The 14,279-nt window shown below is 58.9% G+C and carries 5 protein-coding genes; all 5 read right to left on the reverse strand.

All coding sequences use genetic code 11. The annotated features are described in order from the left end of the window. Positions 1-10: 10 nt before the first annotated feature. The 5 genes from fabD to ACFFSY_RS20895 all read right to left on the reverse strand — a co-directional run bounded on the left by fabD (position 11) and on the right by ACFFSY_RS20895 (position 14,075). Positions 11-1,291, reverse strand: a complete 1,281-nt coding sequence (gene fabD / locus ACFFSY_RS20875) for an ACP S-malonyltransferase (RefSeq protein WP_377497642.1) — start codon at positions 1,289-1,291, stop codon at positions 11-13. A gap of 13 nt (positions 1,292-1,304) precedes the next feature. Beyond that, on the reverse strand, positions 1,305-5,105 hold the full coding sequence (locus ACFFSY_RS20880) for a non-ribosomal peptide synthetase (RefSeq protein ID WP_377497644.1): 3,801 nt from the start codon (positions 5,103-5,105) through the stop codon (positions 1,305-1,307). A 68-nt stretch (positions 5,106-5,173) separates the two neighbouring features. Further along, positions 5,174-8,281, reverse strand: coding sequence for a cyclic peptide export ABC transporter (locus tag ACFFSY_RS20885; protein WP_377497646.1), 3,108 nt, complete (start codon positions 8,279-8,281; stop codon positions 5,174-5,176). Next, positions 8,268-9,518, reverse strand: a complete 1,251-nt coding sequence (locus ACFFSY_RS20890) for a macrolide family glycosyltransferase (protein ID WP_377497648.1) — start codon at positions 9,516-9,518, stop codon at positions 8,268-8,270. The genes ACFFSY_RS20885 and ACFFSY_RS20890 overlap by 14 nt, the downstream gene beginning before the upstream one ends. 27 nt (positions 9,519-9,545) lie before the next feature. Continuing rightward, positions 9,546-14,075, reverse strand: a complete 4,530-nt coding sequence (locus ACFFSY_RS20895; RefSeq protein WP_377497650.1) for a non-ribosomal peptide synthetase — start codon at positions 14,073-14,075, stop codon at positions 9,546-9,548. Positions 14,076-14,279 lie beyond the last annotated feature (204 nt).

A 14,279-nucleotide genomic window follows, 5' to 3' on the forward strand; every position in this document is an offset into this window, starting at 1 on the left:
CAGCCGGAACTCAAGCGCCTGGATTCCAATAGTCCGGGAACAACGCTTCGGTGCGCGTATCCGACACGATGTCGCGCAGACGTCTTAGCTGCTCTTGCTCTGGCACGAGCTTCGTATCCAAGATCCGCTTCAGCAGGGCAAGCGCCCGCCGCATTTGCGCTTCCGTGGGCTGCGCGCCTTCCCCTAACGAATCCAACTGCTCCTGCATCGCGGCAATTTCGCGATATGGCTCCAGCACCCCGCGTTCATATTCCGCGTTATCCCAATTCCGGTTCCGCGTGCTGACCGCGGCCGTCAAGCATTTCGTCACGACGTTGCGCACCGCCCGTTTGCCCTTCTCGTCAGCGATCTCCGCGGCCAACTCCCGCCGAAGCCGCTCCAGTTGGTCCATGGAATCGAACGGGAACGCCCGGATCGATCCCGCACAAGCCGGCATGAGATGCGTAAGCACCGTCTTCGCTCCGATCTCCGCTGTTAGCGAGACGCCGGATGACTCAAGATAGCGCATCGCATCTAACCACCGAACAGGCGCCGTCAATTGAGTCGTCAGCAGCTCGAGCGCATCTTGCGGCTGCCGATAAGGCTCGCCCGTCACGTTGGAGAGGACCGGCCACTTGAACGAACCGAACGAGCAGGCGGCCAATTCCTCGCGGAATCGCTCCGCAGCCGGCTGCATGAGCGGGCTGTGGAACGGCGCGCTCACGCGAAGGAACGTCGTGCGCGTCCCTTGATCCGCTAGTAAGCCGGACGCGTGCTCGACCGCTTGGCGGTAGCCCGACAGCACAAGCTGGTCCGCCGAGTTGTAATTAGAGACGACGACCTGCAGACCGGTTGCGGCAGCCGCCGCCCGGCACGCTTCGTCCGCCTGTTCCGGACTAGCCCCTATCGCCGCGCACATCGCGCCTACGCCTTCGGCGGCAGCCTCCTGCATGAGGCGGCCGCGGGTCTGAACAAGACGCAGCGCGTCGCGAAGCGACAACGCGCCGGACGCCGCCAGCGCCGAGAACTCCCCGAGACTGTGTCCGGCCGCGTAAGCCGGCGGTACGCCGATCTCCTCCATGTAGACGGCGAACGCGGCATAGCTCGCGGTAAGCAAAGCCGGCTGCGTGAATTCCGTCTTCGCCAGCTGCTCTTCCGCACCCTCGAAGACGAGCGCGGCCATATCGTAGCCTAGCGTGTCGCCGGCTTCTGCGAAGACAACCCTCGCCGAAGCGTAGTTATCGTGAAGCCATCGGCCCATGCCGACATATTGGGAGCCTTGTCCCGGGAACAATACCGCAAGTTTTCGCATGTCGGCGCTCCTTTCACGATCTTACTTTCTCTTGGCATAATTGCTGGATTAATACGAGATAGCTCTTCATGAACAGGCTCATTCGGCCGTGCAGCAGTCTTCTGTCATTAAACGTGAAGCTGCCGGCAATCCGCTCATCCGAATCATCATCTTCCAGTACGAGCAGCGCGTCGACAACACCTTGCAGACCGGCAGCTCTTCCACGCAACGGAATCGGACTCGCTAGAATTAGCGCTGCTTCTCCTGCGGGATGGCCTGCGCGCTTCGGCAGCTCTTCGATCGGCACGGAGGTCTGATCGAGGCATCCCCGCTGCTGACTCACGATCACATATAGCTGCTCGAATGCGGTCATTCCATTCAAGTCCACCGTAATTGGACAAGCGAAGCGCTCGTCCTCCGTCATGCTGTACAGCATCGCACAGTTCTGTCCGCTTGCCTCGCCAAGCAAGTACGTCAATGCTCCAATTAGAATATCGTAGCGCGAGACGCCGCTCGCCGACGCGAGTCTCGTCAGACCCTCGCGCGAGGCGCCTTGAAGCTGGAAGCGGATCAAGCTCGAACCGTTCGCCTGCGGGCTGCGGCCGAAGTAAGCCGCAGGCAATCGTTGACGCAATAACGGTTCCGTGCGGGTGATGTCCTGTCGGTGATCGTCAATCCATGCCGCTTGCTTCGCGATCGTCGCATGGGTGAATAGGTCCGTAATGCGCATGCCGCCGCCGAACGTTTTCTCCAATTTGGCATGCAGCTGCATAAGTTGAATGGAGTCGCCGCCGCTCTCCATGAATGGTTCGTCCAGCCCGATGGAATCTGCGCCAAGCACTTGTTGCCATAGGTCGCGAACCGTCGATTCGGTATCGCTTGCCATGCGGAATGCGGATTCGCTTACCGTCAGCGGCTGCGCGAGCCGCCGCAGCGCTTCTTTGTCGGTCTTCCCGTTCGCCGTTCTTGGCACGCCTTCGATCCGGTAATAGATTGACGGAATAATCGGCGCAGGCAGCCGCTCCGCCAAGTGAGCGCGCAGCTCCCCTGCAGTCAGGCTCGCGGTCAGCTTCACATAAGCGGCCAGACTCTTCTGTCCGGAACTCGTCTCGATCGGCATGATGATGGCTTCCTCGACGTCCGGATGGTCCTGCAGATGGTGCTCGACTTCCCCCGGCTCGATCCGGTATCCGCGAATTTTGAGCTGGTTGTCGTTCCGGCCGAGGAAGAGCAGGTTCCCATCCGGGAGCCAGCTTCCGACGTCGCCCGTCCTGTACATCCGCTCCCCCGCCGCGAACGGATCCTTCACGAATCGTTCGCCGTTCAGCTCGGTCTGGTTCAAGTAGCCTCGCGCCACGCCGGCGCCAGCGATGCAGATTTCGCCCGGAGCGCCGACCGGGGCCAGATGGCCGGCTTCATCCACGACATATACCCGATAATGCTGAATCGGCTTGCCGATCGGGACGGGGCCGTCCTCTTCCCCTTCGTACCGGTAATAAGTAGCGCACACAGTCGTTTCGGTCGGTCCGTACGTGTTATAGACCGCCGCGTGCTGCTTCAGATTGGAGATGTAAGATGGCTTCATAACGTCGCCTCCGCTAATGAAGACGCGCACCTTCCGCATGCCACCCAGCTTGTTCAGCTCGTTCAAGAGCAGCGCCGACGCGGAGACGAAGGTGATGCCCTCCTGTTCGATCAGCTGGACAAGGCCGGATGTATCCAACACGTCCATCCGCTGCGCCATGACGACACGGCCGCCTGCCGCCAATACCGGGAACACCTCTTCGACGAATTGATCGAAAGCGCATGAAGATTGCTGCAAATAGACATCTTCCGGCGTCAGACCGAACTCCTGCTGAAAGGCTTCGATATACGCGATCAAGTTGCCGTGCTCCAGCACGACGCCTTTCGGATTCCCAGTCGAGCCGGATGTATAGAGCACGAATGCGCTATGACCGGGCAGCGTGACCGAATCTGGATTCATAACCTGTTGCGAGAAGGAACGCTCGTCGTCGATTCGGATTGCGTCGCATTCGAAAGCAGCTCCGGTTGCAGCATCGTCCGTAATAAGCAGTATTGAACCGCTGTCTTTCAGCATATAGGCGACTCGGCTTGGCGCATATTCGTGGTCGATCGGCACATAAGCGGCGCCCGACTTCAGCACGGCCAGCACGGCGATCAAGAATCGTTCGGAGCGCGCCAAAAGAATGGCGACAACATGCTCGGGCTGCACGCCCATCTCCCTCAATCGCCACGCAAGCCGGTTCGCCCGTTCGTTCAGTTCGCGGTACGTGAACGCGCGCCCCTCGTGCACGAGCGCCACTTCGTCCGGCCTCCGTTCTGCCTGCCGCTCGAACAGGACATGAAACGGCGTCTCATCCGGCTTTGGCGCCGGAATATATCCGGCTTCAATATCTGCCGGAAGATCGGCACGCTCGCCGACTGATCTTCGCAGAGCATTGAATTCGGTCAGAATCTGCTCGCGCTGGCCGTCCGGCATCAGCCCGATGTCGCGCAGCAGGCCGCCCGGGCGGGTAATGAGTTGGTCAATCACGAAGCGATATTGCGCTGCAAGCCTTGCGGCCCATTCGTCAGCGTACCGGCTCGGATCGTACGCGAGCTCGATCTCTATGCCATTGAACATCGCGATGCCGAGCGTGAGCCCATAATGCGTGTTCTCCTGCATCTCGTAGCTCTCGATACGTATTGCGCCGCTGCCGCCCATATTAAGCTGAAGCGGGTAATTCTCCACGACGACGATCGAATCGAACAGCGGCTGCCCCGCCCCCAACCCGCTGCAGGCAGTGATGTCGGGGAGCGGCGCTTGCTCGAACGCCTCCCGCTCTCGCAATTGCCCGGCAAGCGCGTGCAGCCATTCGGAGACGGTCGCATCCGGATCGATGTTCATCCGCAGCGGAACGGTGTTGATGAATAAGCCAACCATTTCTTCGACGCCATGGATGTCCGGCACTCGTCCAGATACGGTCGTGCCGAACAACACGTCAACCGACCTGCTGTAACGGCCGAGCACGATCCCCCAGGCGCCGTAGAACAGCACGGCCGGCTGCAGCTGGAGCGCACGCGCGCACGCATAGAGCCGATTTGTATCCGACTGGTCCATCGCGATCACGTATCTGCCGGTTGCTGTAGAGGTCGCCGATCGCTCGGCGCGCGTCTCTGCCGGTAGCGGCGTCCTCGCTTCAAAGCCCGACAAGGCTTGCCGCCAATATGTCTGCTGCTGGTCTTTGCTCTGAGCTAGCCGCCACTTGAGAAACTGTTTGAATCCGGTCTTGGAACGCCAGGCCAATCGGCCTCCGGCCTGCAGCGTCTCGTATGCTTCGAGGAATTCATGCATGATCACGCCGTTGCTCCAGCCGTCATACAGAATATGATGCCAGCTGACGAGCATATCGCCGGCTTGCCCGCTTCGCTTGCAGACCGCGATCCGGAAGGGACGCGTCCGCAGGTCGAAGGGCAGCTCTCGCTGCCTATCGAGAAAATCGCCCGACAGCCGCTCACCGTCGCGGGGCGTCTCGTCGCCGTAATCCTGCATCTTGATCGGGACGGCGATCTTCTTCAGCACCAGCTGTACCGGACGCTCCAGTCCCCCCCAACGAAACACGGTACGCAGCATTTCATTCGCCGCGATTACGTGCGACCACGCTTGTTCGATTGCCTGCAGCGACAGATCGCCGGATAACCGCAAGGTCAGATGCTGGGCATAATGGCGGTCGTCGCCGGTCATGGCGTGATACAGCAGTCCTTCCTGCAGCGGCGTCAGGCCAAGAATATCTTCCACGTTCGATTTGTCGAGCTTCGTAGATTCGGCGTTCATCGTTCTTGTCCTTTCCCCTTGTTACTTATCAACAAGCTGCGTCCCTGTGTCCGCTAGTCCCTCGTTCGCTACCTTAACGCCGCGTTAAGTCCCGGTTGGTAGACAGGCGTACTGCTTTCGGCGATTTGCCCCATGTCCATCTTGATCACGCGGTCAGCCAAGTGGAAAAACCGGTCGTCGTGCGTGATCGCGATAACGCATTTGCCTTTTGCCTTCAGCTCAGGCAGCAAATGCTCATAGAAGAACGCGCGGTATTCGGGATCTTGATCGGCTGCCCATTCATCGAACAGATAGATCGGGCGATCTTCCAAATAACTTTGCATCAAGGCCAGTCGCTTGCGCTGACCGGTCGAGAGCTTGACCGTCGTGAACGCGCCGCCCTGCACTTGGACCTTATCCTCCAGATGAAGCAGCTTCAGGAAAGCTTCGATCTCCTTCTCCTTGCCATCGAGCGGGATGCCGTACAGCTTGCCGAACAGATGGAAATCGGCGAAGATCGCGCAGAAGCGCTGGGCAAGCTGCTGCGGGCTGACCGCCTGACCATCTACCAGAATCTCTCCTTGATCCGGGGCATACAAGCCGGTGAGCATCTTCGCCAGCGTCGATTTGCCGCTGCCGTTGCCGCCGGTGATAAAGACGATCTCGCCGGAGCGGAACGTATAGCTGATCGGCCCGACCGCGAACTGCTCGCCTTCCTTATTCGCATAATGATAAGCAGCCGACCGCATCTCCACCTTGACTCCGCCAGACGCAGCAATCCGGGATTCCGGCCGAAGCGGATCGACCTGCACGGCGTCGAGCTGGCTGGACAGCTGATTGAGCCGGTTCCAGCTGACGCGCACGCGGAATAAATTCGGAATCGTGCCGAGGATGCCATGCACGGGACCGGTCATATACAAGAGCACGAATACGTAATTGCGCCAAGCGCCGACCTGCAAGTCCTTGAACAGCAGCGGGAACAGGAAGGCCACCGTGCCGACGACGAAGGTGAAGAGCAACTCGCCCACGACGTTCACGTTGGCGAAACGCAGATCGCTCTCGATCCGCTTGTCGCGGTACGTGCCGATGCTCGACTGCATGTCCGCTTGGAAGTCGCCCCTCTTGGCGCGGCTAAGGCTCAGTTCCTTGAAGCCGGTCCGCAAATCATGAATGAATTTGAAGAACCGGTTCTGGATATCGCGCGTCTGCTCCAGCAGCTGATTCGCTTTGGACCCCATCAAGAAATGCATGCCCGCCGCGAACGCGATGACCGCAACGGCGACCAGCATACCCGGGAAGCTGATGATGCCCATGTACACGAAGCAGCAGATGAGCGTCACGAGGCTTGTCGCTCCCGTGATGATAATATTGGATACATCGCTGATCGTCTCCGTGTCGTTGTTGAGCGCCGCCTCGATCGCGCCTTCCTCCAGCTTCTCGACGTTCTGGTAGGACGTATGCAATAGCTTATCGAGCAGCTCGGTCCGCTTCTGATACACCATTCGGTTCGCGATGCGAACGAGCCGCAGCCGCACCAGCCGCTGACCGACGATATACAGCCCCATGCCGAGGAGGAAATACAGCAGCAGGCCGTCCTGGAATACCTCTTGATCGCGTGCGAGCGTCTCGTTCACGGTGAAAATAATGACCGCGTTCCCCAGGCCGCTCACGATGCTGAGCAGCGTCAGCATGAACAGCGGTTTCTCGTCGGGCTTAGGGTACAAGCTCGTGACGATATAATAGAATCCGAACAAGAGGACGGTCGCCAACAGAGCGACAATCGCATAAATCAGCGTCTCCGGCGCCCAGACGCGAACGAACGACCAGTTCAGCCCCCAGTAAATGACATCCGGAATTTGGTACAGGCAGTAACCAAGGCCAGCCACGAAGACGAGCAAGCTGGCGACGTTCATCGCAGCGGATGCCGGCGTTCCCGCGAATCGTCTTCGTCCTCGCGCCGCTTGCACGCTCGCCTTGCCGCCGAACCAAAGCGTTAGCAGCATGACCGGCGTGAGCATCGCAAGCGCCACGGAAGCTGTATTATCCAACCCTTCATACATGTCGTCGACTGGCTTCGGAAGTTCCTTGCCGACCAGAATATTCATGATCCCTTGGCCGAGGATTCCCGTATCCGGCGTATTCATGTTCGCCAGTACCGCTACGCCTAAGCCTTCCTCCGGGCGCAGCACCAACTGCGAAGAGAAGTTCGGATTGCTGCCGCCGTGCGAAATTTCGCCGCCGCCGCTCTGGAAGATGCTCCATCCTGCCGCATACGAGGAACCATCCGATCCCGGCGGCACCGACCGGTCGGGCTCATGCGAGGCCGCGATCAGCTCGCCGAACGGATCGGGTACGGGCGTGCGGCCGAGCTGAATTTGCAGCCAGCGGGCCATATCGGACGCGCTCGTGATGTAATAGCCGGCCGGTGTGTTGCCCCTATACGCCGGCGCGTCGTACGCAACCGGCCGCAGCAGCTTGAACTTGTAGCCCGCGGCACTCGAAGCGGCTGGCGCATCCCCGCGGAACAGATACGTATGCTTCAGGCCGAGCGGCAGCAGGACGTTCTCCCTCATGAAGGTCTCATAAGGCTGGCCGGTCACGGTCTGCATAATCAAGCCGAGCACGTCGTAATTAATCGTCGCGTACAAGTACTCCTCGCCGGGCGCATGGTCGAGCTCCCGTCCGACGAGCGTTCGCACCGTTCGCTCCAGTCCATCGTCCGCTTCCGTGGCGGGAATGCGCCCGATCGAATCGAACGGTACGCCGCTCGTATGGTGGAGCAATTGACCGAGTGTAATTTCCGCCGGTTTGCCCTTGTAGGTCATATGGAACCACGGCAAGTATCTGGTAACGGGATCATCCCGCTGCAATAGACCTTGCTTCTCTAGCAATAGGAAGCCTAATCCGGTGAACGCCTTGCTCGTCGATCCGAGCTCGAACAGCGTATCTTGCGAGACCGCGCGCTTCGCTTCGATGTCAGCTTTGCCGTATCCCTTTAGCCATACCGTCTGGCTGCCCTGCACGATCGCCACCGCCATGCCCGGCGTATCCGACTTGGACACAACGCGCTCGATATACGCTTCGATTTCGGCTTGCTTGCCGAGCAGCGGCTCTTCAGCGGCTTGGGCCGGCCACGGTACCGAGAGCGCGAACATAATGGCGAGTAAGGCGGCTCCAATGCGTTTAAATAGATTCATGTGCAACCCTCTGCTCCGTGTAATGAATGATGGTTCGCACCGCCATATCCAAGCCGCCCGTCTCCAGGAAGGAATCGCGAATGCGCGCGCTGGCATGACGGTAAGCCGGATCGTTCAGCACCTTCCATACCGCCTCGCGCAGCGACGCCTGCGTGAATGCGGCACTCTCCAACCGGATTCCCGCTCCGGCACGTTCGACCATCATGGCGCCCATGAATTCGTCGAAAACTTGCGGCGCGACGACCATCGGCACGCTTGCGCACAGACTCTCGTAGATGCTGTTCGCGCCGCCGTGGGTGACGAAAGCGTCCGCCCGCTCCAGCAATTCCAGCTGCGGAACGTACGGCATGACGAGGAAGTTATCCGGCACGTCGGTCAATCGTTCAATCGGGAAATGCCTGCCGACCGACATCACCACCTGCACGTCTTCGCCACGAAGCGCATCCATGCAGACCTCGATTAAAGCGCCCAAGTCATGCAGGATCGTGCCAAATGCGATATACACGAGCCGGCGACCGTCTAGACGGTCCATCGGGAACGGATCCGCATCCGCGCGGGGGTCGGCCGCATAACCCGCGAAGAGGTAACTCCCGTCGAACGCCTCCTCGTACAGTTGGAACGCCCGCGAAGAGAACACGAGATTCAGCGGCTGCTTGCTCCCGAACACATCGTTGATTACGTTGACTTCGCCAAGGCCGTGTCGGCGAGCGATCATGCGCGATACCTTGTCGATCAAGTTACGGTACATATTTTCCTGGCCTTTGTATTTCTTGTAGAGCGGATCGTCGGCAGCCCGCAGCACCTGTTCCATGAAGAAGCGGGGGTCTGACTCCGCCATCTCGTGAATGAACGGGAAGTTGGCGAATACCGACACGCCAGGGACGCCAAGACGAGCGGCCAGCTCCTTACCCCAATAGGCGAAGGCGTCATGAATGATGCAATCAGGACTCAAGCGCGATACTTCGTCGTTCAGCCGATCCGCCAGCAATCTTCCCTTCTTCAGGATGAAATCCGCGAAGATGAGAAACGTATCGATGCCCGAGCCATCATGCATGCTGAAATTGAGCAATCCTTGATAGCTGCGGAATTCGGCGCCTGTTCGTTCGATCTTCCCGCGAAATTCGTCGCTGCAATAATAGACAACCTTCTCCCCGCGCTCGACCAGCCTGCGAATCAAACCGAGCGTCGGATTGACGTGACCGTGAAGGTCGACGCCAAAGTATACGACGTTAGCCATCGAAAGCTCCTCTCCTTAGCAGCGGGCTTAGTATAACAGATGGTCCAGATCGGCTTGGGATAATGCCGCCGTCTCGAAATCGGAAGGCGTGAATTCAGCGTCCCGACCCGCGCAATGCCGGAGTATAGCCCGTAGCGCTTCGGCATAACCCGAGGCCAGCCGCCTGATCGTCTCGTCCGCATATCGGTTGCGGCTGAACGTCACCCCGATTTCAAGTTGGCCGCCGATAATCAAGGCATTCCACTCCAACCGGAACGTGAGCGGATTCGCCGGCCCTGACTCTGCGCCTGACGGCAACCCGGAATAGGCGATCCATTCATTGTCGATCGACGTATCGAAATCACCCAGAAAGTTAAAGCGAACGGGCTTGTGACGCGCGTATGCCGGGAAGGCGTTCCGATGCTCGGCCAGCTCGCCGAATCCGACGCCGCCTCTTGGTACTCGCCTCAGCGTCTCCTTCGTTTCTTTGATCCGACCGGCCATGTCGTCTATGCTCCGCGGCAGCCGCACCGGATACAGCGCCGTGAACCAGCCGACGGTCCGGACGACGTCCGCTTCTTCGTCGATGCCCAGCCGCCCATGCCCTTCAAGCTCCACGACGGGTTCGACAGCCGGGAACGCGGTACCCAGCGCCTCCGCAAGCGCGGCGGTCATAAGCTCGAGCGGCTTCGTGCCGTATGCGGTGTTGGCGTCGCCAATCAATGTGATCGTCTCGGACTCCGAGAAATGAATGTACTCCGTATGAGCGCTCCCCCATACGTCTTCGCCGAAATCGCGGTCTTCCGGCCAATCTGCGATCTGGCTTGCTGTCTCCTGCCAGTAGGCTAGTTCAGCTTCTGCCTCTCCGGCATGATTCTCCAGCTTGTGCGCATAGTCCTGATACGAGTCGGAGGTTGGCGGGAGCGCAATCTCTTCACCTTGCCGAACGGCTTCCGCCGCGATCGTGAAATCCTCAAGCAGAATGCGCCACGAGACGCCGTCTACCACCGCATGATGCGCCGCGAGCAGCAAGTGCTGCCCGTCCACGCCCAAGTCGAACAAGCACGCTTTGAAGAGGATGTCTTCATGAAGGTCGAATTCCGATTTGAACTGCTCGCCCAGCTCCGCCAGCATGTCCCGCCGCTCCAGCCCGGATAACGAGGTCAAGTCATAGCATCTCACTGCATAGGCGCTGTCCGCGTCCGTTCGTTCCTTGTAGAACCATGTGTTCGTCCCGCGTTTGAGATTCAAGCGCAGTGCGTCGTGATGGCCGATAAGCGCCCGCATAATCTGTCCGATCTGCCGATGCGTCAGCGGCTGCTTCAGGCGAAGAAGCACCGATTGATGATAATGGCCTGGCTGCGCGAGCTTCCGGTTCATGAACCAGGATAGAATCGGCGTCGGCGTAAGCTCTCCGGCGCTCGGCTCCTTCCGGCCGCTCATCCTCTCCGTCCGAAATTGTATCGACCGTGCCATATCCGCGACGACCGGTCGGCCCAGCATATCGCGTACCTTGATCGTCCCGCCTGCCTGCGACAAGCGGGAAGCGACTTGTATCGCCTTGATCGAATCGCCGCCGAGATGATAGAAGTTGTCGCTCAGCCCGATCGGCGCAAGATCGAGTACCGATTCGAGCGCATCCACGAGCAGTTGCTCCGCCTTCGTGGCGGGGGCGACGTACTCCTTCTTGGCGGAACGGCGCTCCGGCTCCGGCAGACGCGGTCGATCCACCTTCCCGTTAACGTTCAGTGGAATATGATCCATCCGGACATAGGAAGCCGGCACCATGTAATCCGGGAGCGTCCTGCTCAGCCGCGACGCCAAATCGTCATCCGCCCATTGCTGATCCGCGACATAGTAAGCGCATAAATATCGTTCTTGCCCTTCTTGTTCGCGGTCGATGACGACGCAATCGCGAACGCCGTCCAGGCTCAGTAGACAAGCTTCGATCTCGGGCAGCTCCACCCGGTGGCTGCGGATTTTCACCTGATGGTCGATGCGTCCTCCGTATTCCAGCTTGCCCGAGGGCAGGAATCGCGCGAGGTCGCCGGTTCGGTACATGCGCTCCCCCGGCCGGAACGGGTTATTCACGAACCTCTCGCGCGTCAACTCGTCTCGGTTCAGATACCCTCTCGCGACGCCGTCTCCCGCTACATACAGCTCCCCGAGCGTTCCCGGCGGCAGCGGCTGCAGCTGCTCGCCGAGCACGTACAGCTGCACGTTATGCGCCGGTATGCCGATCGGCACCGAGGCTCTGCGGTCCTCGCCTGGATCGAATTTGTGAATCATACAGCCGACGACGGTCTCCGTCGGGCCGTATTCGTTATAGATGTCAATGTCCCCTCCAAATCGATTCGTAATGGCTTGCGCTAAACTGGTTTTAAGATCCTCCCCTCCTACGATGAAACGTTTGACCGACGAATCCCGATAATCCGCATCTTTCAGCAAAGACAAGTGTGCGGGCGTCAGCTTGACCACCGTCGCCTCGTTGTCGCGCATGATTCGATACAGACTGAACTCGTCATCGTCCCGATAGATTTGAATGCGGCCGCCGCTGACGAGCGGCGTGAAGATCGACGTCACCGTCAAGTCGAACGCGAGCGACGTATAGAGCGGGAACACTTCGCCGCTGCCCCGCGTGTAGATCTGCTTCGCCCACCAGATATAATTCGTCAATCCCCGGTGCTCGATCATCGCGCCCTTCGGCTTCCCCGTCGACCCCGACGTGTAGATCACGTAAGCTAACTGCTCTGGCTTCACGCGGTCCAGTGAGAGCGGAGCTTCCTCATTGTCCGTATATAACGCGGTATCCCGCACGTTCAGGCGCATGGTCCTGTACTGAGCCGCACCCTCATGCGTGTCGTCATCCGTCAATAGCAGCATCGAGCCGGAATCGCCAAGCATGAACGCGACCCGATCGGCCGGATAGTCAGGATCGATCGGCAGATACGCGCCGCCGGCCTTCATTACGGCCAGCATCGCGACGACGGATTCAGCCGAATGCCGAGTCAGCAGGCCGACGATCGATTCCTGGCGGACGCCTCTGCCGATTAACACGCCGGCAAGCTTGCTGCTTCGTTCATCCAATTCCCGGTAGGTCATTGCCGCTTCGCCGTCTTGAAGCGCGGTCCAATGCGGATGCCGGCGAGCCTCTTCGGCGAATAAGTCGCATACCGTACGATCGTGCGGATAGTCGGCGGCCGTGTCGTTGAATTCGAGCAGCTGGCGCGTCCTCTCTGCTTCCGTCACGACGTCCAATTGCGCGACTGGTAAGTCCGTCCCTGTCAAAATGTGCGCATTCAACGTCCGAATCACATTCAGCATTTGCTGGATATGGCTCTCGCCGTGATCGGACAGCTTGTAATCGGCATCGAGCGTCAAGCCGCCGGCATCTGACCACTCCTTAATGACGAGCTGAAGGGAATACCACTGATGCCCGCTATAAAATTCGACGTTCTCGACAGCCGCCTGATTGATCGTGGAAGCCAGCTTCGTGTTATAGTAGTTGATACACGTATCGAACAATTGCCCCCCGCTGCCATGTGCGGCGTCCAAATCCCGCAATAGCAGATCGTAAGGATAACGCTGATGAAAGTAACAGGAGGCAAGCTCCCGCTGAATGTCCGTCAGCAGATCGGAAGCATTCATTGTGCCCTCCATGCGCAGACGAAGCGGCATCGTGCTTGTGAACATGCCGAAGATCGACTTCTCCTTGGTGCCGGAACGATTCGCGACCGGCGTCCCGATCGTGATGATATTCTGGCCGGTCGTGCGGTAGAGATATAGGGCGTATAGCATGACGAAGTAAGCGTTCAATGAGGCATTGGCTTGTGCAGCAAAAGCTTTCATGCGGAGTGTGAGTTCTGGCTGGAAAGTGACGGTCATGCGGCTGCCGTCGGTAGGCGCGAGTTGATAGCCCTCATTCGCAATAGCCGGACGAGCGGCGAACTTCTCGTTCCAAAACCGCTTGTTGCGCGCCATGCGAGGCGAGTTCAGGTAGTGCTGTTCTTGCAGAATATAATCGACGTAAGATGAAGTCCCTTCGTTCTCCGGTATCATGCGGCCTTCGGCGAGGATCGCGTAGTTATCCGCGATCTGCTTGGTCATGATCGCGTTGGACCAGCCATCTGCGATGATATGATGGCAGCGGAATAAATAGCCAGCGTCGTCCACTCCGATGCGAAATAGTGTAAACTCGTACAGCGGCTGTTCATCCAACAATTGGAACGGCTTGCCCGCCTGCTCGTCCACCCACTGGCGGAATGCAACTTCCGGAAGGGGCGAACCGGAGAAATCGCGCCGGCCGACCCATGGCGTACCTGCGCTGCCGAAGTATTGATAGGGTTGTCCTTCCCGCTCGCCGATCCGAATCCGCAGCGCGTCATGTTTGCGGACGAAAGCGAGTATGGACTCCTCCAGCATATCTAAGTCGATGAAGCCCTTCATACGAACCGGACCCCCGATATTGTGCAGCGGCGAGCCGGGAAAGATTTGCTCGATGACCCAAATGCGCCGCTGCGGATGTGTCAGCGGGTACTCGGGTTCCCGGGAAAGCGGGCTTGCCACCGAACCGGTCATGATTACGCCTCCAATGCCTGATAGAATCGGGCTGTGACACCCTGATATAGTAGCTAAAAGATACCAAAAGAGGCCAAAAAAAGTCAATCGCCGATTGATTTTGCAATCATTTTCTTCTGTTTTTCTGTCATTATTTTTAGGGATTTCTTCAAGATTCTCATGTGTATTCAACGAAAATACGATTGATATCTTCAATAAATCATT

The sequence above is a fragment of the Paenibacillus aurantiacus genome (assembly GCF_042431225.1).
GTDB classification, from domain to species: domain Bacteria; phylum Bacillota; class Bacilli; order Paenibacillales; family Paenibacillaceae; genus Paenibacillus_Z; species Paenibacillus_Z aurantiacus.

Bases quoted from the DNA above. Each gene is read 5' to 3' on its own strand.
- fabD (WP_377497642.1), bottom strand. From the start codon at position 1,291: ATGCGAAAACTTGCGGTATTGTTCCCGGGACAAGGCTCCCAATATGTC.
- ACFFSY_RS20880 (WP_377497644.1), bottom strand. From the start codon at position 5,105: ATGAACGCCGAATCTACGAAGCTCGACAAATCGAACGTGGAAGATATT.
- ACFFSY_RS20885 (WP_377497646.1), bottom strand. From the start codon at position 8,281: ATGAATCTATTTAAACGCATTGGAGCCGCCTTACTCGCCATTATGTTC.
- ACFFSY_RS20890 (WP_377497648.1), bottom strand. From the start codon at position 9,518: ATGGCTAACGTCGTATACTTTGGCGTCGACCTTCACGGTCACGTCAAT.
- ACFFSY_RS20895 (WP_377497650.1), bottom strand. From the start codon at position 14,075: ATGACCGGTTCGGTGGCAAGCCCGCTTTCCCGGGAACCCGAGTACCCG.